This window comes from Rhizobium sp. S163 (genome assembly GCF_030380805.1).
In the GTDB taxonomy this organism is placed as follows: domain Bacteria; phylum Pseudomonadota; class Alphaproteobacteria; order Rhizobiales; family Rhizobiaceae; genus Rhizobium.
In genome coordinates, this window is sequence record NZ_JAUDSA010000003.1 from 448508 (window position 1) to 470691 (window position 22184).

Annotated in this window: 16 protein-coding genes; 7 read left to right on the top strand and 9 right to left on the bottom strand. The window is 62.9% G+C overall.

Annotated features, from left to right (window positions below; translation table 11 throughout):
- Window positions 1–16: 16 nt before the first annotated feature.
- The 3 genes from folK to folP are packed head-to-tail and all read right to left on the bottom strand — an operon-like array spanning window position 17 to window position 1765.
- A complete protein-coding gene (gene folK / locus QTL96_RS02350) occupies window positions 17–535 on the bottom strand; it encodes a 2-amino-4-hydroxy-6-hydroxymethyldihydropteridine diphosphokinase (protein ID WP_289726539.1) in 519 nt (172 codons plus the stop codon).
- Window positions 528–896, bottom strand: a complete 369-nt coding sequence (folB, locus tag QTL96_RS02355; RefSeq protein ID WP_018900541.1) for a dihydroneopterin aldolase — start codon at window positions 894–896, stop codon at window positions 528–530. Before folB ends, folK begins: the two co-directional genes overlap by 8 nt.
- Window positions 893–1765: a dihydropteroate synthase gene (gene folP / locus QTL96_RS02360; RefSeq protein WP_289726540.1), complete on the bottom strand. Its 873-nt coding sequence runs from the start codon at window positions 1763–1765 to the stop codon at window positions 893–895. Before folP ends, folB begins: the two co-directional genes overlap by 4 nt.
- Window positions 1766–1858: 93 nt before the next feature.
- Between folP and QTL96_RS02365 the strand changes: the two genes are divergently transcribed.
- Complete coding sequence (locus QTL96_RS02365; RefSeq protein ID WP_112941636.1) at window positions 1859–2485, top strand: DUF922 domain-containing protein; 627 nt, start codon at window positions 1859–1861, stop codon at window positions 2483–2485.
- A 315-nt stretch (window positions 2486–2800) separates the two neighbouring features.
- Here QTL96_RS02365 and QTL96_RS02370 read toward each other — a convergent pair whose 3' ends face one another.
- Both QTL96_RS02370 and QTL96_RS02375 read right to left on the bottom strand, forming a co-directional pair.
- Window positions 2801–3121, bottom strand: coding sequence for a 2Fe-2S iron-sulfur cluster-binding protein (locus QTL96_RS02370; protein ID WP_037128298.1), 321 nt, complete (start codon window positions 3119–3121; stop codon window positions 2801–2803).
- 212 nt (window positions 3122–3333) lie between these two features.
- The gene (locus QTL96_RS02375; RefSeq protein WP_018900545.1) at window positions 3334–3702 is read right to left on the bottom strand and encodes an Hpt domain-containing protein; all 369 of its coding nucleotides are present in this window, start codon (window positions 3700–3702) and stop codon (window positions 3334–3336) included.
- Window positions 3703–4164: 462 nt separating this feature from the next.
- Here QTL96_RS02375 and QTL96_RS02380 point away from each other — a divergent pair, with 462 nt between their 5' ends.
- On the top strand, window positions 4165–10899 hold the full coding sequence (locus QTL96_RS02380) for a hypothetical protein (protein ID WP_289726541.1): 6735 nt from the start codon (window positions 4165–4167) through the stop codon (window positions 10897–10899).
- 121 nt (window positions 10900–11020) lie between these two features.
- Here QTL96_RS02380 and QTL96_RS02385 read toward each other — a convergent pair whose 3' ends face one another.
- Both QTL96_RS02385 and gyrA read right to left on the bottom strand, forming a co-directional pair.
- Window positions 11021–11380 (bottom strand): hypothetical protein, encoded by a 360-nt coding sequence (locus tag QTL96_RS02385; RefSeq protein ID WP_289726542.1) that lies wholly within the window; start codon window positions 11378–11380, stop codon window positions 11021–11023.
- Window positions 11381–11633: 253 nt separating this feature from the next.
- Window positions 11634–14447, bottom strand: a complete 2814-nt coding sequence (gene gyrA, locus QTL96_RS02390; RefSeq protein WP_289726543.1) for a DNA gyrase subunit A — start codon at window positions 14445–14447, stop codon at window positions 11634–11636.
- Window positions 14448–14672: 225 nt separating this feature from the next.
- On the opposite strand from gyrA, the gene QTL96_RS02395 reads away from it, so the two are divergent.
- Window positions 14673–15317, top strand: a complete 645-nt coding sequence (locus tag QTL96_RS02395) for a MarC family protein (RefSeq protein ID WP_018900549.1) — start codon at window positions 14673–14675, stop codon at window positions 15315–15317.
- A 69-nt stretch (window positions 15318–15386) separates the two neighbouring features.
- Here the strand turns inward: QTL96_RS02395 and QTL96_RS02400 are convergent, their stop codons facing one another.
- The gene (locus QTL96_RS02400; RefSeq protein WP_047512240.1) at window positions 15387–15947 is read right to left on the bottom strand and encodes a single-stranded DNA-binding protein; all 561 of its coding nucleotides are present in this window, start codon (window positions 15945–15947) and stop codon (window positions 15387–15389) included.
- Window positions 15948–16221: 274 nt separating this feature from the next.
- On the opposite strand from QTL96_RS02400, the gene uvrA reads away from it, so the two are divergent.
- The 4 genes from uvrA to QTL96_RS02415 are packed head-to-tail and all read left to right on the top strand — an operon-like array spanning window position 16222 to window position 20523.
- Entirely contained in the window at window positions 16222–19143 is a 2922-nt protein-coding gene (uvrA, locus tag QTL96_RS02405) for an excinuclease ABC subunit UvrA (protein ID WP_289726544.1), read from the top strand.
- Between the two features lie 23 nt (window positions 19144–19166).
- Complete coding sequence (locus QTL96_RS31240) at window positions 19167–19556, top strand: DUF4258 domain-containing protein (protein WP_354669118.1); 390 nt, start codon at window positions 19167–19169, stop codon at window positions 19554–19556.
- Window positions 19463–19720 (top strand): hypothetical protein, encoded by a 258-nt coding sequence (locus tag QTL96_RS02410; protein ID WP_289726545.1) that lies wholly within the window; start codon window positions 19463–19465, stop codon window positions 19718–19720. Before QTL96_RS31240 ends, QTL96_RS02410 begins: the two co-directional genes overlap by 94 nt.
- On the top strand, window positions 19717–20523 hold the full coding sequence (locus QTL96_RS02415; RefSeq protein ID WP_289726546.1) for a DUF72 domain-containing protein: 807 nt from the start codon (window positions 19717–19719) through the stop codon (window positions 20521–20523). Before QTL96_RS02410 ends, QTL96_RS02415 begins: the two co-directional genes overlap by 4 nt.
- Here QTL96_RS02415 and QTL96_RS02420 read toward each other — a convergent pair whose 3' ends face one another.
- Window positions 20524–21999, bottom strand: a complete 1476-nt coding sequence (locus QTL96_RS02420; RefSeq protein WP_289726547.1) for an NAD(P)H-hydrate dehydratase — start codon at window positions 21997–21999, stop codon at window positions 20524–20526. It abuts the gene before it with no gap.
- Between the last annotated feature and the right edge of the window lie 185 nt (window positions 22000–22184).

Sequence of the window (22184 nt, forward strand, 5' to 3'; positions counted from 1 at the left end):
AGCCGCTTCTTTCGTTTCAGGCGTCTCGCCACCAATCCATACTCTGATCGGCGACCTCGATCCCCTGGATATCGGCGCGAGCAAGCCAGTCGCGCACCGCGACACCCTTGACGATCAGGTCGGGCGCGAAGTCGGCAAGCGGCATCAGCACGAAGCCGCGATCGGTCATCCGGGGATGCGGGAGCTCCAGCCTCGGCGCATCCTGGCTGATATCGCCATAGGTCAGTACATCGATATCGAGCGTGCGCGGCCCCCAGCGCTCGATGCGCTCCCGCTTCATGCCGCGCTCTATGTCGAGGCAGACATCGAGCAGCGCTTCCGGCTGAAGCGACGTCGCCACTTCGGCGCAGCAATTGAAGAAGAACGACTGATCCGTCTTGCCCCAGGGCGGTGTCCGGTAAAGCCGGGAGACCGCGACGACGCGGCAATCCGCACGCGCATCCAACGCCTTGAGCGCCTGCGCCATGGAGTGGACGGGATCGCCGATATTGCCGCCAAGCCCGAGCGTGGCGGTCTCAAAAGCCATGTCAGACAAAATGTTCGACGCTCACCTGGACGAAATCAAGCACGCCTGGAACCGGCGCGTTCGGCTTGCGGACGGTAATTTTCGCCCGCTTGATCTGCGGGAATTTCTGACAGAGCCCCTTGGCGATATCGAGCGCCAGCGCCTCGATCAGATAACGTCGCTTGCCGGTGACGATCTCCTCGATGACGGTGAAGGCAATCCCGTAATTGACGGTATCGTCGATCGAATCCGTCTCCAGCGCGGTGCCGGTCACGACATCGAGCTCGGCATCGACAAAGAAACGCTGCCCCAGAAACTCCTCTTCGTCGTGAACGCCGTGGCGGGCGAAGAAGGCGCAGTTCTGCAAGGTGATGGTGTAGGTGGTGCTCATAACGTGCCCTTCCGCTCGAATGCGTCGCGTGCCTTCAGCATAGCATCAGTCACGGCAAGTGCGTCCCTGTTGATTGCGACATCGTGTACCCGAAAAATCGCGGCGCCCTTCAGCCTGAGAAGCACGCTAGTTGCCGCCGTGCCGGCATCGCGATCGGCCGCCTCGCGCCCCGTGACCGCACCGATGAAACGCTTGCGCGACGTGCCGGCCAAGATCGGAAAACCAAGACGCTGAAGCTCGTCGCAACGCGCCATCAGTTCGAGGTTCTCATCCGTATCCTTGGCGAAGCCGAAGCCGGGATCGAGAACGATGCGGTCGCGCGCCACGCCGGCGCGTCCGGCGATCTCAAGAGACCGCTCAAGAAACAGAAACTGATCGGCGATGACATCATCCAGCTTGTCGCGATCGCGACCGGTATGCATCACGCAGAGCCCCGCGCCGGTCTTCGCGGCGATATCGGCGATATCAGGCTCCTTCTGCAGCCCGAAGACATCGTTGACGATATGCGCACCGGCCTCGACGGCAAGTCGGGCGGTCTCGGCGCGATAGGTGTCGATGGAAATCAGTGCCTCGGTCTTGTCGCGCAGCGCCTCGATCACGGGCAGCACCCGTGCCTGCTCCTCGCGCGCATCGACGCTCGCCGCATCCGGTCGCGTGGATTCGCCGCCGATGTCGATAATGCCGGCACCATCCTCGACAACCTTGAGGGCATGCGCCACGGCCTTGTCGACGCTGTCATAGCGACCACCGTCGGAGAAAGAGTCCGGTGTCGCGTTGACGATCGCCATGATAACCGATGTAGAACCAAGCTCTATCTCGCGGCCGTGCCCGACGCGCCAGAAACTGCTGCCAAGCTTTACCACCTGCATTCATCCTATCGATCGAAAAAACAGCGTCATCATATTGCGCTAGCGGTGGCTATGCCCCAAGCTCCCGCAAACTTCAACATGAGTATTTGCAGAATGCCGTCCGTGTCGCGTTATATGCCGCTCCTCCTCGCCATTTCCGTCTCGCTGTCCGCTGGCTATCCCGCAAGCGCCGCCGTGGTGGCGACGAAGAGCTATTCCTATTTCAATATCAAAGGCAAAACCGCCGACGAACTGGACGAGCAGCTGAGCACGCGCGGCCCGACGGCCAACGGCTCGTCTGCCCGCCATCCCGGCGCCACCAAGATCCGCTTCGGCGGCGACGCCACCTATGTCGAGGAAAACGGCCGCTGCCGCGTCAGCACCGCGCGCGTCACCGTGCATACGCAGATCATCCTGCCGCGCTGGAACAATCGCCGTGGTGCCAGCCCAGAGCTGTCGATGATCTGGGACACGCTGTCGAGCGACATCAAGCGGCATGAGGAACGCCATGCCGAGATCGCCCGGACGCAGGCGCGCAACATGGAACGCAAGATCATGGCGCTCCCGCCTCAGCCCAATTGCGAAGCCATGCAGGAACTGGTGACCGAGGTATCGACGCGGGGAATTGCCGAGCACGACAGGCTGCAGGCGCGATTCGATCAGGTCGAGGCTGTCAACTTCCAGAAGCGCATGCTGCGTCTGCTGAATAACCGCCTGAAACCATCGGACGGCGAAAAGTAGCTGATTCTCGGGCGGAAATCGACGGCCGGACCTTAGCCGCGCAACGAAAATTGTGCGAAACCGGCACGGCCCCAGCCAATGAATGGTAATTTCTCACCATAGATTTGTGAAACACAACGCGCTAATATTCAGTCATTCGAAAGTTCAGGTCCGTTAGCCGGGACTTTCGTTTTCTGGGTTCTCCTGGCGCGTTGCGAAGCCGCGGTCGATCCTCCCTTGGCCGTAGGTAATGCGCCTACCTCGCCTCGCTCGTCACATCGGCAAGCGAGGCTTTTTTTGGCCGGTTCATCCTCGGGAGGATAATGCCTGGGAGAATTAAGCCTGGCGCTCCGGCACGTGCACGGTCAGTCCGTCCAGCGCCGCCTTCATGCGGATCTGACAGGAGAGACGCGAGGTCGGGCGAACGTCGAAGGCGAAATCGAGCATGTCTTCTTCCATCGCTTCGGGCGGACCGACGCGCTCGGTCCACTCCTCGTCGATGTAGACATGACAGGTCGCGCAAGCGCAGGCGCCGCCACATTCGGCTTCGATGCCCGGCACGGAGTTGCGCACGGCGTTTTCCATGACGGTCGATCCCTGATCGACATCAAGATCGAAGCGCGTACCGTCGAAAGCGACAATGGTCAGTTTGGGCATGGTGTTTTCCGGTGATCATCAATGGGATGGGTTTGGATTTTTACTTCCAACAATTACGCGAGGCAGTCAACAACGACCGCCCTTGCCTCTTCATTCCAGATTTGGAAGCGACACGCTTGTCAGATTGCGCCACGGCTGGAACCAAAAAGACCCGCTGCTCCGCAATGGTGCAACGGGTCCCATGATCGAACACCTGATGGCGTCATTGCCGCCTAGCGGCAAAGCTTCAGGATGAAATTCTCCGCCTCGATGACGGCGACGCCGACGGCGGCCATGTTCGAGGCATCGCCGCAATTGCCTTCGAGCGCTTCGGCGGCGTCGCGCACGCGGAAGGCGCCGACGGCACTTGCCGCACCCTTGAGCTTGTGGGCGGCTGCTACGATCGCCTTTCCGTCGCCGGAAGACATGTCGTGCAGGCAGGCGCGCGCCTGGCGCGCGAACATCTGCAGGACTTCCAATTCAAGCGCCTTGTCGCCCATCGTCTGGTTGGCCAGGTGAACAAGGTCGACCGGCCGCTGTTGCGAGGGAACCTGTCCCTTGCCATGATCTGGCGCCGCGAACGCAATACTGACTGCTGCCATATGCCAATTCTCCCGTCTTAGGTCCCGCCGTTTGAATGATGTTGCGGGGGCGCAGTGCCAATCGCGTTAAATTCGGGCGCAATCAGGGCGAATTTCTCGTCATATGGTTAACGCCTGTCAAACACTTCTAACACATTGGATTTCAAGGCCGCGCCGGCGTTAATCCGGGTTAATCAAGCGTTAATAACTCGGCATTTGACCGAAGGCGTTAATTGTCTAGCAGGTCCGGATGTGTCACTACGATACGACTGGGAGAGCTGGGTTGTGGAAGCCTTTGCTCGCCAAGTGGATAATGGTAATGTTTTGATACCGTAAGTGTGCGAAAGCAGCTATCCACTCTGAAATGACATACTTATCCGCTCTACGAATTTTGGGCGGACAGGTTCAGAGGCAAGGTTTGTTCGGGTGACGCGGAAACCCGGATGCGTGTAGACCGGCTGAGATGTAACGAGGCGTAACGGAATGGCGAACAACAAGTACAACGAATCGATCGAGGACAAGGCGTTCAAGGCGCTGGATGAAGCCCTGCAGATCGACTTCGAGGACGATGATACGCCGTCTCCACAAGTCAGGAAGCAAGACGCCTCGGAGGCAAAAGTGTCCGAAAAGCCAACTGTCCGCAATCAGCGTAAAGACGATGCCAAGCAGCAGCGCGCCGCCGCAACGCCCCGGTCCCCCGAGCAGGGATCGCGCGCGCCGGCCTTTGCCGCCAACGACGGCAGCCGGGTCAGCCCCGCTTCTCTCTTGAAATCGCTCGACAACGGCTCCGCCCGTCCGGCGCTGCGCAACGCCACGCTCGTTTCGCTTCTGTGGATCGTCGGCGGCCTCGGCCTGATGTCGCTCCTCTATTCGCCGCAGATCTGGCAGATCCGCTCGATTTCCGACCTCGTCGCCCTGCCCGGCGTGATCGCCGGTCTCGTCGGCATCATAATTCCAGTTCTCCTGTTCTACGCCTTCGCCATTATGATGGCGCGCGCCCAGGACATGCGAAACGCCGCCCGCTCGATGGCGGAAGTGGCACTTCGCCTCTCCGAGCCGGAAACCATCGCGTCGGAACGCATCATGACGGTCGGCCAGGCCGTTCGTCGTGAAGTCTCGGCCATGAACGAAGGCATCGAGCGCACCATTGCGCGCGCCTCCGAGCTCGAAACCCTCGTCCACTCCGAAGTCAACGCGCTGGAGCGCAGCTACGCCGATAACGAACTGCGCGTGCGCGGTCTTGTCCATGAACTCGGCTCCGAGCGTGAGGCCATCGTCAATCACGCCGAGCGCATCCGCACCTCGATCGTCGGCGTTCACGACCAGCTGCGCGAAGACCTGTCGCTGGCGACCGAAGAAATCGCCGTGCGCCTCGCGACCTCGGGCGAAGCTTTCGCCTCGATGATCGACACGCGCGCCGCCACGATCACCGAGAAGTCGGAATCCGCGATCCAGTCGCTTGGCACGTTGCTCGCCGCCAAGACCGATTCGCTGCTGCAGACGCTGACCTCTTCCGGTTTCGCGCTCGCCAACGAGTTCGATAACCGCCTGGATTCGCTGACGTCTAGCCTGAGCGACCACGGCAACACCATTCTCAGCCAGTTCGAGACGCGTGCGTCCACCATGGACAGCAACGCCGAGAAGCTGAACGCGGCGCTCAACGACCGCGCTCGCCAGCTGAACGAGATCCTGATCGCGCGCACCCGCGACATCAACGAGAGCCTGACCGGCGGCGAACGCACCATCACAAGCACACTGGATGACGTTCTCGCCAAGCTGAACAGCACACTCGACGAGCGCGGCACCAGCTTCCGCCACAGCCTGCAGTCCAGCGTCGATGACACGATCATGGACCTCGACCTGCGCTCCGGCTTCTTCGACGAGCGCCTGCAGGCAACCGTCGCCCAGCTGTCCACCTCCTTCGACGAACGTGTCGCCGAATTCGCCAACGCCTTCGACAAGCGCGCCGGCACGCTCGACACCAAGCTGATGGAGAGCCTGAACCGCATCAACGACACGCTGACCGGCGGCTCGGACTCGCTGAACGGCATCCTGAGCTCCAGCATCGAGCGCATCGGCTCGTCGTTGACCGACCAGTCCTTCGCGCTGACGACGGCGCTTTCGACCGGCCAGGAAGTGCTGGAAAGCACGCTTTCGGGCAAGGTCGACGAAGTCGCGAGCGCAATCGGCGCGCGCACCGCCGAAATGACCTCGGCGCTCAGCCACGCCACCTCCGAAATCTCGCTGGCGCTCGCCTCCGGCACCTCTGAGCTCCACAACAACCTGTCGGCCCGCGCCACAGAATTCCGCGACACGCTGCTGTCAACGACGTCGGATCTGAGCTCGGCGGTTTCGGCTGGTACCGACCAGATCACCTCGGCCTTCGGCCGTGCCGATGAACTGAACACGACGATCTCCAAGCGCGCGCAAGATATCACCCAGGCGCTGGATTCCGCCCATGAGCGCATCGACGACGTCATGTCAGCGCGCAGCGGCGTCTTCCTCGGCGCGCTGTCCGACAGCCAGTCGCGCTTCGAAAACACCCTTGCCAGCCGCTCGGAAGCGATCATCGAAGCCGTCACCGGCAGCCATGACCGCCTCGCCGATACGCTCGACGACAAGGCCATGACGCTCGCGATCTCGCTCAACGAAAGCCAGAGCCGCTTCGAGGAGACGCTTGGCTCGCAGGTCGACGCCATCGCAGGCTCCATTGCTTCCGGTCATGATCGTCTTGCCGAGACGCTCGACGACCGCGCAATGGCGCTCGCCATCTCGCTCAATGAAGGTCACAGCCGCATCGAGGACACGCTCGGTTCGCATGCCGGCGCCATCTCGCATTCGCTGGCAGCAGGCGAACGCAAGCTCGCCGACGCCATCGCCGAACGCAGCGCCGCATTCAACGCCTCGATGAACGAAGGCCGCAGCCTGATCGAGACCGCGCTCGACACCCGTGCGGAAGCCATCTCGCAGTCGCTCGCAGCCGGCCAGGAGAAGCTGACGGAAGCAATCGACGACCGCGCCATGGCATTCGCCATCTCGCTCGACGACAGCCAGGGCCGCCTCGCCGATACGCTGGCGCACCACGCCGATGGTATCGCGGCCTCGCTCTCCAGCGGTCACGACCGCATCAGCGAAGCGCTCGAAGACAAGTCCATGGGCCTCGCGATCGCGCTCAACGAAGGCCACTCGCGCCTCGAAGACACGCTCGGCCGCCATGCCGGCAACATCGCGACCTCTCTCGCCAGTGGCCACGACCGGATCAACGAAGCCCTCGACGACAAGGCGATGGGTCTGGCAATCGCGCTCAACGAAGGCCACTCGCGCCTCGAGGACACGCTCGGCCACCATGCAGAGAGCATCGCGAACTCGCTCGTCAGCGGCCACGACCGGATCGAAAGCACGCTCTCGCAGAACGCCAAGTCGATCAACGACACGGTTGCCGACGTGCACGACCGCCTCGCCGACACGCTCGCAGAAAAGTCCATGGCGCTCGCCATCTCGCTTGGCGACAGCCAGAGCCGCTTCGACGAGGTTCTGGACGCCCGCACCAACGCGCTGATCGATAGCGTCGCCGGAGCCGAAGCCCGCGTTGCCGGCGCCTTCACCGACAAGGCCCAGGAAATCCGCGGCGCCTACACCGAAAACCAGCAGCGCCTGGAACGCACGCTCGCCGAACACGCCTCCTCCATCTCCAGCACCATCACCGATGGTACCGACCGCATCGAAGGTGGCCTGACCTCCGCGGCCGACCGCTTCGAGGCGCTGACCGGCAATGCCACGACCAAGCTGGAGGACGGCCTCGTCTCCGCGCATGCCCGCATCCGCGCCACGCTCGACGACCGCACCCAGGCGATCAACCTGACGCTCAACGAAGCGCATAACCAGATCGGCGAAACGCTCTCCGACCAGGCGACCACCATCGGCGCCTCCATCGCCGCAAGCGTCAGCATGCTCGAAATGTCGCTGGAAGATCGCGAAGCCTCGATCCGCCAGGCGATCGACAACAGCGCCCAGTCGCTCGAAGACCGCCTGCGCGACAGCACCGGCAACATCGCCGGTCGCTTCCAGACCGCGGCCGACGAAATCTCCCGCTCGACGGAGAGCTTCGCCTCGCACCTCGACCAGTCGATCGAGGGCATGACCGGCCGTTTCGCCGATACCGGATCGCGTGTCGAAGCTGGTCTCGCAGCGCTCGAAAACCGCATCCGCGACGGTGTCGGTGGTGTTGCCCAGCAGGTCGATGCTGCGGGCGAACGCCTGACCGGCACGCTGACGGATGGCATCTCCAGGCTCGGCGCTCTCAGCGACGAGACCTCCGGCCGCATCGCATCCGCCGTGGATGACAGCATTGCCAAGTTCTCGCAGACGATCGATGGCCGTACCAGCCACCTCGCCTCCGAGATCGACAGCCGCGCCGCCAGCCTGACTGATGGCATCGACGCCCGCACCGCAGGCATCGGCGAAGCCATGGACCGTGGCACCGCCAAGATCGACGAACGCCTGTCCACCATGGACCGCGCGCTCAACGTCGGCCTAGACGCCGTCAACCGCACGATCGAAGGCAAGGCTGCCGGCCTCGCCGCTTCGCTGCGCAGCGCTGTTGCCGACACCACGCAGGGCATGGACGAGGAAGCTACGCGTGCCGCAGCCTCCCTCAGCCAGACCGGGCAGCAGTTCGCTGAAGGCCTCGACGCCAAGAGCAGCGATTTCGCCCGTTCGATGGGCGAGCGCTCCGAGCAGATCGTCGGCCGTGTTTCCGAGGCGCAGAACCGCCTCGCCGGCCAGGCCGCAGCCGTCGCCCAGACCTTCTCCGAAGCGGGCAACGCCATTATCAACAAGGTGGCCGAGGCCGAGACGCTCGTCAGCGGCCAGGTCGGCGCCATCTCCAAGGCACTGAACGACGCGCAGAACACCTTCGCCAGCCACGGCACGGATATCCGCACGACGATCGCAAGCGCCAGCGAAGAGATCGCCTCCACCATGGCCGATGTCGACCGCGCGCTTGAAGCCCGCGGCAATGCGATCCGCAGCGGCCTTGAAGAGCGCTCGCGCGAACTCGACGGCACGCTCAACACGGTTGAGCAGGCGCTCGAAGCACGCGGCAGCTCCATCCGCGCCGCTCTCGACGACCGCACCCGCGAGCTGAACTCCATGCTCGCCGGCCGCACGACCGAGCTGTCGCGCATTCTCGACGAAACCGCCCGCCCGATGATCGATCGCTACGCGCAGACCGGCCGCGAGGCCGCAGCGCAGATCACGTCTGCCGGCGAACAGAGTGCTGCACAGATCACCGCCGCCAGCGAGCAGAGTGCTGCACAGCTCACGGCGGCGAGCGACCAGAGCGCCCAGCGCCTGCGCGCCGAAAACACCGCTTTGATCGACGCGATCAACGCCCGCACCGAACGCGCCACCTCGGCCGTCGATGCAATCGAAAACAGCCTGCTCTCCAACGTCAACCGCCTGATCGACCGCCTGTCCGACAACAGCATGGTCATGGGCCAGATGATGAGCCGCGCGGCCGAAGAGCTGGGCGCCGTGGATAGCCGCCTCGGCGACACCACCTCGCGCTTCACCGACTCGGCCTCCAAGGCGGCTGAGATGGTCGCAGCCTCGACCCGCCTTCTCGAAGGCAAGGTCGATCGCCTCTCCGACATCTCCGGCCAGACACTGTCGCAGGTCGGCAGCATTATCGGCCGCTTTGACGAGCACTCCAAGGTGCTGACGCAGGCCTCCAGCCTGCTCGGCGCCGCCCAGTCCAACCTCGTCTCGACGCTGGAAGATCGCGAATCCGCGCTACAGACGCTGTCGGTCGGGCTCGTCCAGCGCTCGGAAGACATCGAAAAGACGATGCGTGCCCTCGGCAGCATGGTCGACTCGGCCTTCGATCGCGCCGAACAGCGCTCGAACCAGGTCAGCCACAATCTGCGCCAGGGCGTTCAGTCATCCTTCGCCGATATCAGCACCACGCTTTCGGATGCCGAAAAGCGCGCCGCCGAAGCAGCCGAAGCGATGCGCAGCAGCGTCTCCAAGGCCAGCGAAGACGTCAACGCAACGCTCGACACCACGCTTGGCAATGCCGAGCGCCGCTCCGGCGAACTCGCCAACCGCGTTCGCGGCGGCCTGACGGCCTCGCTGTCGGAAGTCGAGCGCATGATGGGCGACGCAGGTCGCCTGTCGGATGGCGCGGCACAGCAGATGCGTGAATCGCTGCGCGAAGCCGTCGACGAAGCCGTCGCCCGCTTCTCCGGCGCCACCGAGGAAATCCGCCGCTCCGCCGGCGATATCCGCAAGGAACTGGACATGACGCGCAGCGAGCTGAAGCGCGGCGCGTTCGACCTGCCCGAGGAAGCCAAGGAGAGCGCCGCCGCCATGCGCCGCGCCGTCTCCGAGCAGATCAAGGCGCTGCAGGACATCTCGCACATCGTCGGCCGCTCGACGCAGCAGCTCGAAGTCTCCGAGCCCGCCGCCCGCGCGCTGGCCCAGCCACAACAGCCGCAGCCACAACCTGCGCCGCGCCAGGCGCCGGTGCAGCCCGCGATCCAGCAGCAACCGCAGCCGGCTCCCGTGCCGTCCCCGGCCCCCGCGCCGCTACCAACCCCGGCGGCCGCCGCCATCCCGCCCTCCTCGATCGAAGGCTTCGGCCTGCGCGGTTCGCTCGGCACGGCGGCAGCAACGCCCGCGACGCCGCAGCGCGCTCCTGCCGTAACCCAGGCGCCTGCCGCATCGCCGGCATCTGGCGGCTGGATCAGCGATCTGCTGCGCGGCGCATCGCGCGACGAGAGTGCAGAGGAAGCGGTTGCCCGCCAGCCGGCGCCCCGCGTAGAGGCACCGGCACCGCAGGCGCCGCGCGCCGGCGACAACCGCAATCCGCGCCACGTGGTGGAATCGCTGAACTCGCTCTCCGTCGATATCGCCCGCGCCATCGATCACGATGCCTCGGTCGATCTCTGGCGCCGCTACCAGCGCGGCGAACGCGACGTCTTCACGCGCCGCCTCTACACGCTCAAGGGCCAGCAGACCTTCGACGAGATCAAGCACAAGTATGACCGCGAGCCGGAATTCCGCACCGCTGTCAACCGCTACATCGCCGACTTCGAAAAGCTGCTCGCCGACGTCGCCCGCACCGACCGCGACCGGACGATCACCCAATCCTACCTGACCTCCGACACCGGCAAGGTCTACACCATGCTCGCCCACGCGGCAGGTCGCCTGAACTAAGGCGGAACCAGAGACAAACAAAAGGCCGCATCGGAAACGATGCGGCCTTTTTTGTTTTGTTGGTTTGGGCCGAGCGCTCAATGTCCACGACCACCGCGCACCAAATAGCGGCGCCGGAAATTCACTCCGCGGCGACATTCTCCGTCAGCAAATGGCAAAGCTTCGCCATCACCTCAGCCGCTTCCTTCAGCCCGGAGGCCACCACATGATCCGGCACGCCGTCATCGATCAGCGTCGCGAGTTCCGCGAGGTCGTAGACGATATGGCCGCGCCGCAACTCACTCTGAGCAAGATCGATGCCCAACTCGGCATGCATGCGATGGATCGCTCTCGCGGCCGATATGACGAGCATCCGCTTCTGCGCGATATCGGCCATGTCAAGGCGATCCGAGGCTTGAGCGGTCTCAAGTGATTGCAGCAAATACGGGTGCATAACGTCCTCCTTACTGGCCCTTGGGCGATCGGCGGGCAGATCCTCCATCTTGTCCGCGAATCGCCATTTGGTTGCATCGTGAGGAATACTCACCAAAAACAACGAGGACTGCAACCCAGGGATTTATCAGGAAAAACAATATCTCTTTTGCCGTCCCGCAGCGCCATCGACATCCGCGCGGAAAGGTCGCCAAGAGCGGCGCCAAGGTCTCAGCAACTCAAACGAAAAGGGCCGAACCCATAAGGTCCGGCCCTTCTCTTCAATTCGTATCCACCCACAGGAAACCCGGTGCGCGGGATTCTTACGCCTCGGCGTCCGGCGGCGTTTCGTCGCCCGCCTCTGCGGCCGGCTCCTCGCCCGGCACAACAGCCGTTTCGTCGCCGTTCTCGGCACCTTCCTCGACCTCGTCTTCCGGATCGCGGATGCGCTCGACCGACACGACCTTCTCGTCCTTGGCGGTCGAGAAGATGGTCACGCCCTTGGTCGCGCGGCTGGCGATGCGGATGCCGCCAACCGGCACGCGGATGAGCTGACCGCCATCCGAAACCAGCATGATCTGGTCGTTGTCATCGACAGGGAAGGCAGCGACGAGTTCGCCGATCTCGCCCGTCTTCGACGTGTCGGTGGCGCGGATGCCCTTGCCGCCACGGCCGGAGATGCGGAAGTCGTAAGAAGAAGACCGCTTGCCGTAGCCCTTTTCGGAAACCGTCAGCACGTACTGTTCGCGTGCCTTCAGCTCTTCGTAGCGCTCGTCGCTCAGCTGTCCCTCTTCGGTGACTTCTTCGCCAACCAGCGCGATTTCCTCGGCCTCGCCGGTCGTCAGGCGGCGCTCGTTGGCGGCGCGCTTCAGATAGGCGGCACGCTCCCACGGCTCGGCATCGACATGGCCGACGATCGTCATCGAGATGATGCGGTCGTTATCGCCGAGGTTGATCCCTCGTACGCCGATCGAGTTGCGGCCCGCGAAGACGCGGACGTCATCGACCGCAAAGCGGATGCACTGGCCGAGCGCCGTCGTCAGAAGCACGTCGTCATGCTCGGTGCAGGTCTCGACGGAGAGGATTTCGTCGCCCTCTTCCTCGAGCTTCATCGCGATCTTACCGTTGCGGTTGACCTGGACGAAGTCGCTGAGCTTGTTGCGGCGCACGGTGCCGCGCGTCGTCGAGAACATCACGTCGAGCGTAGCCCAGCTGTCCTCGTCCTCCGGCAGCGGCAGGATGGTGGTGATGCGCTCGCCTGGAGCGAGCGGCAGCATGTTGATCATCGCCTTGCCGCGCGAGGTCGGCGTGCCGATCGGCAGACGATAGACCTTTTCCTTGTAGACGATACCGCGCGAGGAGAAGAACAGAACCGGCGTATGCGTGTTGAGCACGAATAGCTGGCTAACGAAATCTTCGTCACGCGTGGTCATGCCGGAGCGACCCTTGCCGCCGCGACGCTGCGCGCGGTAAGTCGTCAGAGGCACACGCTTGATGTAGCCGAGATGCGAGACGGTGACGACCATGTCCTCGCGGGCGATGAGATCTTCATCGTCCATCTCGAGACCGCCATCCATGATCTCGGTGCGGCGCGGCGTGCCGAACTCGTCGCGGACAGCAGAAAGCTCGTCCTTGACGATCGACTGGATGCGCACGCGCGACGACAGGATATCGAGGTAATCCTTGATTTCCTCGCCGATCTTGTTGAGTTCGTCGCCGATTTCGTCACGACCAAGGGCCGTCAGACGGGCGAGACGCAGCTCGAGAATGGCCCGTGCCTGCTCTTCCGAGAGGTTGTAGGTCATGTCTTCGTTGATGCGGTGACGCGGATCGTCGATGAGCCGGATCAGGCTTTCGACGTCATGCGCCGGCCAGCGGCGGGTCATCAGCTCTTCGCGGGCCGACTGCGGATCCGGCGCCTGGCGGATGACGCGGATGACTTCGTCGATATTGGCGACAGCGATCGCCAGACCGACCAAGACGTGGGCGCGCTCACGAGCCTTGCGCAGCAGGAACTTGGTACGTCGGCTAACGACATCCTCGCGGAACGAGACGAAGGCGCGCAGCATGTCGAGCAGCTGCATCTGTTCCGGCTTGCCACCGTTCAGCGCCACCATGTTGCAGCCGAACGAGGTCTGCAGCGGCGTGTAGCGGTAAAGCTGGTTCAGGATGACGTCGGCATTGGCGTCGCGCTTCAGCTCGACGACGACGCGGTAGCCCTGACGGTCGGATTCGTCGCGCAGGTCGGAGATGCCCTCGATGCGCTTGTCGCGCACCAGTTCGGCCATCTTCTCGATCATCGTCGACTTGTTCACCTGATACGGGATCTCGGTGATGATGATCTGCTCGCGGTCACCGCGCATCGGCTCGATCGTCGCGACACCGCGCATGATCACCGAGCCACGGCCCGTCTCGTAGGCCGAGCGGATGCCGGAGCGGCCGAGGATCTTCGCGCCGGTCGGGAAGTCCGGACCCGGAATGATCTGCATCATCTCGGGCAGTTCGATCGCCGGATCGTCGATCAGCGCGATACAGCCATTGATGACTTCGACGAGATTGTGCGGCGGAATATTGGTCGCCATGCCGACGGCGATACCGCCGGCGCCGTTGACGAGCAGGTTCGGGAATTTCGCCGGAACGACCACGGGCTCGGAGAGCGTGCCGTCGTAGTTGTCGCGGAAATCGACCGTTTCCTTGTCGAGATCGTCGAGCAGCGAATGCGCCGCCTTCTCGAGGCGGCATTCGGTGTAGCGTTCGGCCGCCGGCGGATCGCCGTCGACGGAGCCGAAGTTGCCTTGGCCGTCGATCAGCGGAAGGCGAAGAGACCAGTCCTGCGCCATACGCGCCAGCGCGTCGTAAATCGCGGTGTTGCCGTGCGGATGGTATTTACCCATCACGTCCCCGGTCACGCGGGCGCATTTGACGTATTTCTTGTTCCAGTCGATGCCGAGCTCGGACATGCCGTAGAGGATGCGCCGGTGCACGGGCTTGAGGCCGTCGCGCACGTCAGGAAGCGCGCGGCTGACGATAACGCTCATCGCGTAGTCGAGATACGACCGCTGCATTTCCTCCATAATGGAGATGGGCTCGATGCCTGGCGGGAGCTTCCCGCCGCCGGGGGGTGTTTGCTCAGTCAAAATGGATCACATCTCTTCTAGAATCACTTGAAGATTTATAGCGGAAAGGCTGTTCCTAAGCCAATTTTGCAGGAAGTTTTGAACAGGCTTTTACGGTCTAATCAGGGCAAAACGAGGCTTATACGCCCCAATCGCCACCACGCACGCCGCGCCATTTGCAAAATCGGTTTGCCCACATCACAATCACGCGAAAACCAGGCCCGGATATGGGTATACGGAGACATGATGGCAAGCGCCGACCAACTGATCAACGCCTTCACAACCCTGCTCGTGACGATCGACCCACCCGGTCTCGCGCCGATCTTTCTCGGCCTTACTGTTGGCATGAGCAGGGCCCAGCGCAAGCAGGTGGCGCTGCGCGGCACGATCATCGCTTTCATCATTCTTGCAGTGTTCGCGCTTTTCGGATCCAGCGTGCTCGGCGTGCTCGGCATCTCGATCGGCGCCTTCCGCATCGCCGGCGGCCTGCTGCTCTTCTGGATCGCCTTTGAAATGGTGTTCGAGAAGCGTCAGGATCGCAAGGAGAAAACCGGCACGGCCGCGATCACCGTCGACCACATCCAGAACATCGCCGTCTTCCCGCTGGCGATCCCACTAATCTCGGGCCCGGGCGCCATCTCCGCGACCATTCTGATCGCTGGATCGATGCAGACGGCCTTCGAGCTGGCGCAGCTGATCATCGTCATCGCCGCAAGCCTGCTGCTGCTCTTCCTTGCGCTGCTGATCGCCGATCGGCTGGACCGCTTCCTCGGCGTCACCGGCCGCGCCATCCTCACCCGCCTGCTCGGCGTCATCCTCGCTGCACTGGCAACCCAGTTTGTCGTTGACGGCATCAAGTCGGCGATGAACCTCGTTCCCTCGCCCGTCTGAGCTTTCAGTTAAAACGCAAACGGCGCACCCCGAGGCGCGCCGTCTGAAACCTTTCGGTCTTTCGTCCGATCAAAACGGAATATCGTCGTCGAGATCGCGCGAAAAATTGCCGCCGCCGCCGGAAGAAGAACCACCACCGGAGCCACCACGGCCCGAAGACTGCGACGGCGAACCGTAGTCGTCGCCATAACCGCCGCCACCGCCGAAATCACCGCCGCCGGCATTGCCGCCACGGCCACCGCCGTAACCGCCGCCAGAACGATCGCCGCCGCCTTCGCCGCGTCCATCAAGCATCGTCAGCGTCGAACCGAAGCCCTGCAGCACGACTTCCGTGGAATAGCGGTCCTGTCCCTGCTGGTCCTGCCACTTACGGGTCTGCAGCGCGCCTTCGATATAGAGCTTGGCGCCCTTCTTGACGTACTGTTCGACAACCTTGCACAGGCCTTCGTTGAAGACGACGACGGTGTGCCACTCGGTCTTTTCACGGCGCTCACCGGAATTGCGGTCGCGCCAGGTCTCCGAAGTCGCGATGCGGAGGTTGGCGATCGGCCGGCCGTCCTGCGTCCGACGGATTTCGGGGTCTGCACCCACGTTTCCGATCAGAATTACCTTGTTCACGCTGCCAGCCATACTTTTCACCTTCTTGTCGTGTTGCCGATATTGCGAAAGTCGCAACATGCGCAACGAAATTGACAACACCTTACCCTATCGGCCTTCGCCGGTGTGCGGTTGAGCTTCGTTAATCCACAACGAAATTTGTTCTTTATTTGTTCTATTTTATCATTATCATCATGTCAACGGAATCGAAAAGCGTGAACCACAGGGATATTCAGCCTCGACTCGCCAGCCGGCATCACTACATAAAGGCTCTTCTTATCCCCCCGAGACATTGAAGCAGAAGACGATGAGCGAACTGAAGACGATTTCAATCCGTGGCGCGCGCGAGCACAATCTGAAGGGCATCGACCTCGATCTGCCGCGCAACAAGCTGATCGTCATGACCGGCCTGTCGGGATCGGGCAAATCCTCGCTCGCCTTCGACACCATCTATGCCGAGGGCCAGCGCCGCTATGTCGAGAGCCTGTCAGCCTATGCCCGGCAGTTCCTCGAAATGATGCAGAAGCCTGACGTCGACCAAATCGACGGCCTCTCGCCGGCAATCTCGATCGAGCAGAAGACGACCTCGCGCAACCCGCGCTCGACTGTTGGTACCGTTACCGAAATCTACGACTACATGCGCCTGCTCTTCGCACGCGTCGGCGTTCCCTATTCGCCGGCCACCGGCCTGCCGATCGAGAGCCAGACCGTCAGCCAGATGGTCGACCGCATCCTCGCCTTCGAGGAAGGCACGCGCCTCTTCATCCTCGCGCCGCTCGTGCGCGGCCGCAAGGGCGAGTACAAGAAGGAACTCGCGGAGCTCATGAAGAAGGGCTTCCAGCGCGTCAAGATCGACGGCCAGTTCTACGAGATTGCCGACGCCCCGGCGCTCGACAAGAAATACAAGCACGACATCGATATCGTCGTCGACCGTGTGGTCGTGCGCGCCGATGTCTCGGCGCGTCTGGCCGACAGCTTGGAGACCTCGCTGAAGCTCGCCGACGGCCTCGCCATCGCCGAATTCGCCGACAAGCCATTGCCGGTGGAGGAAACCGCTGCCGGCGGCTCCGCCAACAAGTCGCTCAACGAAACGCACGAGCGCGTTCTCTTCTCGGAGAAATTCGCCTGCCCGGTCTCCGGCTTCACGATTTCGGAGATCGAGCCGCGCCTCTTCTCCTTCAACAATCCGGCCGGCGCCTGCCCGACCTGCGACGGCCTCGGCGCCCAGCAGAAGATCGACGCCAACCTGATCGTGCCGGAGCCCGAGCGCACGCTGCGCGACGGCGCCATCGCCCCATGGGCCAAGTCGTCCTCGCCCTACTACAACCAGACGCTGGAAGCGCTCGGCAAGCACTTCGGCTTCAAGCTCGGCGCCCGCTGGAACGACCTCTCCGCCAAGGCGCATGACGTCATCCTCAACGGCACCGAGGAGAAGATCGAGTTCCACTACGTCGACGGCGGCCGCTCCTACACGACGCACAAGAATTTCGAAGGCATCATCACCAACCTCGAACGCCGCTGGAAGGAAACCGACAGCGCCTGGGCGCGCGAGGAGATCGAGCGCTACATGTCGGCAGCACCCTGCCCGTCTTGCAACGGCTTCCGCCTGAAGCCGGAAGCGCTGGCCGTGAAGGTCAACAAGCTGCACATCGGCCAGGTCACCGACATGTCGATCCGCATCGCCCGCGACTGGTTCGAGACGCTGCCGGATAGTTTTAACGCCAAGCAGAACGAGATCGCCGTCCGCATCCTGAAGGAGATCAGGGACCGCTTGCGCTTCCTGAACGACGTCGGCCTCGAATATCTGAGCCTATCGCGCAACTCCGGCACGCTCTCGGGCGGCGAAAGCCAGCGCATCCGTCTCGCCTCGCAGATCGGCTCCGGCCTGACGGGCGTTCTCTACGTACTCGACGAGCCATCGATCGGCCTGCACCAGCGCGACAACGCCCGCCTGCTGGAAACGCTGAAGCACCTGCGCGACATCGGCAACACCGTCATCGTCGTCGAGCATGACGAGGACGCCATTCTGCAGGCTGACGACGTCGTCGATATCGGCCCCGCCGCCGGCATTCATGGCGGCCAAGTGATCGCCCACGGCACGCCGCAGGATATCATGGCCAACCCGAAGTCACTGACCGGTAAATACCTGTCGGGCGAACTTGGCGTCACCGTTCCCGAAGAGCGCCGCAAGGTGAAGAAAGGCAAGGAAATCAAGGTCGTCGGCGCCCGCGGCAATAACCTGAAGAACGTCACCGCATCGATCCCGCTCGGCGTATTCACCGCGGTGACCGGCGTGTCCGGTGGCGGCAAGTCCACTTTCCTGATCGAGACGCTCTACAAGTCCGCCGCCCGCCGCGTCATGGGTGCGCGCGAAATTCCGGCGGATCACGACCGTATCGACGGCTTCGAGCATATCGACAAGGTCATCGACATCGACCAGTCGCCGATCGGCCGCACCCCGCGCTCCAATCCGGCGACCTATACCGGCGCCTTCACGCCGATCCGCGACTGGTTCGCCGGCCTGCCGGAAGCAAAGGCACGCGGCTACCAGCCCGGCCGCTTCTCCTTCAACGTCAAGGGCGGCCGCTGCGAGGCCTGCCAGGGCGACGGCGTCATCAAGATCGAGATGCACTTCCTGCCTGATGTCTACGTCACCTGCGACGTATGCCACGGCAAGCGCTACAACCGCGAAACGCTCGACGTCACCTTCAAGCAAAAGTCGATCGCCGATGTGCTCGACATGACCGTCGAGGAAGGCGTCGAGTTCTTCGCAGCCGTCCCCGCCGTGCGCGACAAGCTGCAGGCCCTATTCGATGTCGGCCTCGGCTACATCAAGGTCGGCCAGCAGGCGAATACGCTGTCGGGCGGTGAAGCCCAGCGCGTCAAGCTCGCCAAGGAACTCTCGAAGCGCTCGACCGGCCGCACGCTCTACATTCTCGACGAACCGACGACCGGCTTGCACTTCCACGACGTGGCCAAGCTGCTCGAAATGCTGCACGAACTGGTCAACCAGGGCAACTCGGTCGTCGTCATCGAGCACAACCTGGAAGTCATCAAGACCGCCGACTGGGTCCTCGACTTCGGCCCCGAAGGCGGTGACGGCGGCGGCGAGATCGTGGCGTCTGGCACGCCGGAAGCGATCGTCAAGGAAAAGCGGTCCTATACCGGCCAGTTCCTGAAGGAACTGCTGGAACGGCGGCCGGTGAAGAAGGTGCAGGCGGCGGAGTGAGCGATATCCTCTCCACGGTGCGTGTGCTGATCGCTGACGGCAAGTTCAGGGTCTCGGCACACGCACTGCAGGAGTTGTTGAACGACGGCCTACTGATCGAGCCGCTGGTGATGGATATAGCGGCGGCGCTCGTCGTGGAGGAGTATCCTGAGTATCACAAGGGACCCTGTGTTCTGGTCCTGCAGACGGACGAACGCGGACGCCACATACATTTGCTTTGGGGCATCCCATCCGGCGCATCCGAACCCGCGGTGTTGATAACAGCATACATTCCAGATCCAGATCGCTGGAATGACGATTTCACCAGGAGGAAGCCGCAATGCAGGCGTCGCAGCTCATTCGTGAGGGGGAGTATGCCGCGGAGGTCGTTGTGGAGCTTCACGACGACGGTGGCGAGTGGTCCCCGACGGTAAGCCCGGAGGGCATCCGCAAGCTGGATCGCGTACGTCGCGCTCTTCGTGAGCATGATTTCGAAGGTGCCGAGAAGGATGGACGCGTTTACCGGCTCGTGCCGCGCGAGGCTGACTATCCGAAGAGCGGTTTTGGCGAAAATGAACAGGATGGATTGAAGTCATGACAAAACCCGGCACCATTCGCGTCGGCATCGGCGGCTGGACGTTTGAGCCTTGGCGCAACCACTTCTTCCCGTCCACGCTGAAGCAGAAGGACGAGCTTAATTATGCCAGCCGGCAGCTGAAGGTCATCGAGGTCAACGGCACCTATTACAGCTCGCAGAAGCCCGAGACCTTCGCCAAATGGGCCGCAGATGTGCCAGAGAGTTTCATCTTCTCGCTCAAGGCCAGCCGCTTCAGCACCAACCGCAAGATCCTCTCCGAGGCCGGTGAATCGGTTGAGCGTTTTCTCCGCCAGGGCATCGTCGAACTCGGCCCGCATCTCGGCCCCATCCTCTGGCAGTTCGCGCCGACGAAGAAGTTCGAACCAGAGGATTTCGAAGGCTTCCTGAAGTTGCTGCCGGACAAGCAGGATGGTCTGCCGCTGAAGCATGTCGTCGAAGTCCGCCATGACAGCTTCAAGGTACCGGAGTTCGTGGCGCTTTTGGCGAAATATGGCGTGGCACCGGTCATCGCTGAGCATTTCGATTATCCGATGGTGGCCGATGTCACCGCCGATTTCGTCTATACGCGCCTGCAGAAGGGCTCGGACGAGATCAGGACCTGCTATCCTCCCAAGGAGCTGAAAGCCTGGGCCAAGCGCCTGGAGAGCTGGGCCGAGGGCAAGGTGCCGGATGATCTGCCGCTCATAGACAGCGACCGCAAGGTCAAGGTCGAGCCGCGCGACGTCTTTGCCTTCATGATTCACGAAGGCAAGGTCAACGCTCCCTTCGGCGCCATCGCGCTGCAGGAAGAGGTCGGCAAGTAATCACAGTGGCAAAACGTGACTGACGAGGTCCTCCGCCGTCAGCCCCTTGCCGGCCCGGTTACCCGCTTCGCCGTGCATGTAGACGCCGGCGGCAGCCGCCTCGAAGGCCGGCAGCCCCTGCGCCATCAGCGCCCCTATGATCCCGGCCAGCACATCGCCGGATCCGGCGGTGGCGAGCCAGATCGGCGCGTTGGTGTTGATGAGCGCCCGGCCATCCGGCGATGCGATCACGGTATCGGGGCCCTTATAGACGATGGCAGCATTCGCCCGCGCTGCGGCCGCCAGCGCCTTGTCGGCCTTGCCGAGTTCCGGGTCTGCGGCGATATCGGGAAACAGCCGCGAAAATTCTCCCTCATGCGGCGTAAGAACCAGCCGCGTCTCGCCTTCCGCGAACAATGCGAACAGCGCCTCGGGATCCTCGCGGAAGGATGTGATGCCGTCGGCGTCGAGAACCAGATGCCGACGGGACAGTGCCGCAACGAAACTCCGCGCCTTCTCGCCGGCCCCGAAGCCCGGCCCGAGCACGAAGCTGCGCAACCGTTCGTCCTTCAGCCAATCCAAGAGCTCGGCGTCCCCACCGATGCCGTGCAGCATCACGGCCGTCAGATGCGTCGCGTTCTCGTCCATGGCGTCGGCAGGCGAGGCGATCGTCACCAGCCCGGCGCCCGCCTTCAATCCAGACATGGCCGACATTCGCGCCGCCCCCGTCTTGCCCTTCTCGCCTGAGAAGACGACGAGGTGGCCGCGCTTGTACTTGTGCGTCTCATGCCCAGATGACGGCAGCCACTGCCGCCACTGTTGCGGCACATTCTCCGCCAGTTTGCCTGACGCCTGCCCGCGCACGATCCGCGCGGGTATGCCGATGTCGAGCACCTCGAGCGCGCCCGAAAGCTCCCGACCCGGCATCAACAGATGGCCCGGCTTGCGTGTCATGAAGGTGACCGTGCGCTCGGCGGTAAATGCCGCCCCCAGCACCATCCCAGTCCTGCCGTCGATTCCGGATGGTAGGTCGACTGCAAGCACCGGCAGGCAAGCTTCCTCAGTACGCGCGATTACCGCAATGACGGCTTCGGGCACGGCCCGCGTCAATCCAGCCCCGAACAGCGCGTCGATCACGACGTCACCGTCTGCGGGTTCATAGGCCTCGATCGGCGCACCCTCACCTGACCAACCGTTGAAAGCCCGCGCAGCGTCGCCCTTTAGCTGAGCGGGATCACCCAGGTGAAACACCGCGACCGCGACACCGCTATCTTGCAGACACCGTGCCGCCACATAACCGTCGCCGCCATTGTTGCCGGGGCCGCACAGTACGACGGCCCTCCGCGCAGACGGATAGTGCCGTAGGAACATCGCCGCCACGCCGGCGCCCGCCTGCAGCATGAGCCCGAAACTGTCGATACCCGAAGCCGCGGCCGCGACGTCGACGGCGTTCATTTCGGCGGGGGTGAGGAGAAGGTCGGCGAGCTGATTGTCCATTCGACCATTCAAGCAGAATCCGCCTAAAAAACAACCGATTGGCGCAAAATCTGGAAGATCATTATTTGTTCATTTGCACATCTTTTAATCGAGACAACAAGCCAGAAACGAAGCATCAGACATCGCGAATATTCCTCATTTCGGTCGAAATTTAAGCTTTTCGCTTGCAACCTGCGCCGTTTTTG

Excerpts from the sequence above, each read along its gene's own strand:
- folB (WP_018900541.1), bottom strand. The coding sequence starts at position 896 with ATGAGCACCACCTACACCATCACCTTGCAGAACTGCGCCTTCTTCGCC.
- folP (WP_289726540.1), bottom strand. The coding sequence starts at position 1,765 with ATGCAGGTGGTAAAGCTTGGCAGCAGTTTCTGGCGCGTCGGGCACGGC.
- QTL96_RS02365 (WP_112941636.1), top strand. The coding sequence starts at position 1,859 with ATGCCGTCCGTGTCGCGTTATATGCCGCTCCTCCTCGCCATTTCCGTC.
- QTL96_RS02370 (WP_037128298.1), bottom strand. The coding sequence starts at position 3,121 with ATGCCCAAACTGACCATTGTCGCTTTCGACGGTACGCGCTTCGATCTT.
- QTL96_RS02375 (WP_018900545.1), bottom strand. The coding sequence starts at position 3,702 with ATGGCAGCAGTCAGTATTGCGTTCGCGGCGCCAGATCATGGCAAGGGA.
- QTL96_RS02380 (WP_289726541.1), top strand. The coding sequence starts at position 4,165 with ATGGCGAACAACAAGTACAACGAATCGATCGAGGACAAGGCGTTCAAG.
- QTL96_RS02385 (WP_289726542.1), bottom strand. The coding sequence starts at position 11,380 with ATGGAGGATCTGCCCGCCGATCGCCCAAGGGCCAGTAAGGAGGACGTT.
- QTL96_RS02395 (WP_018900549.1), top strand. The coding sequence starts at position 14,673 with ATGGCAAGCGCCGACCAACTGATCAACGCCTTCACAACCCTGCTCGTG.
- QTL96_RS02400 (WP_047512240.1), bottom strand. The coding sequence starts at position 15,947 with ATGGCTGGCAGCGTGAACAAGGTAATTCTGATCGGAAACGTGGGTGCA.
- uvrA (WP_289726544.1), top strand. The coding sequence starts at position 16,222 with ATGAGCGAACTGAAGACGATTTCAATCCGTGGCGCGCGCGAGCACAAT.
- QTL96_RS02410 (WP_289726545.1), top strand. The coding sequence starts at position 19,463 with ATGCAGGCGTCGCAGCTCATTCGTGAGGGGGAGTATGCCGCGGAGGTC.
- QTL96_RS02415 (WP_289726546.1), top strand. The coding sequence starts at position 19,717 with ATGACAAAACCCGGCACCATTCGCGTCGGCATCGGCGGCTGGACGTTT.
- QTL96_RS02420 (WP_289726547.1), bottom strand. The coding sequence starts at position 21,999 with ATGGACAATCAGCTCGCCGACCTTCTCCTCACCCCCGCCGAAATGAAC.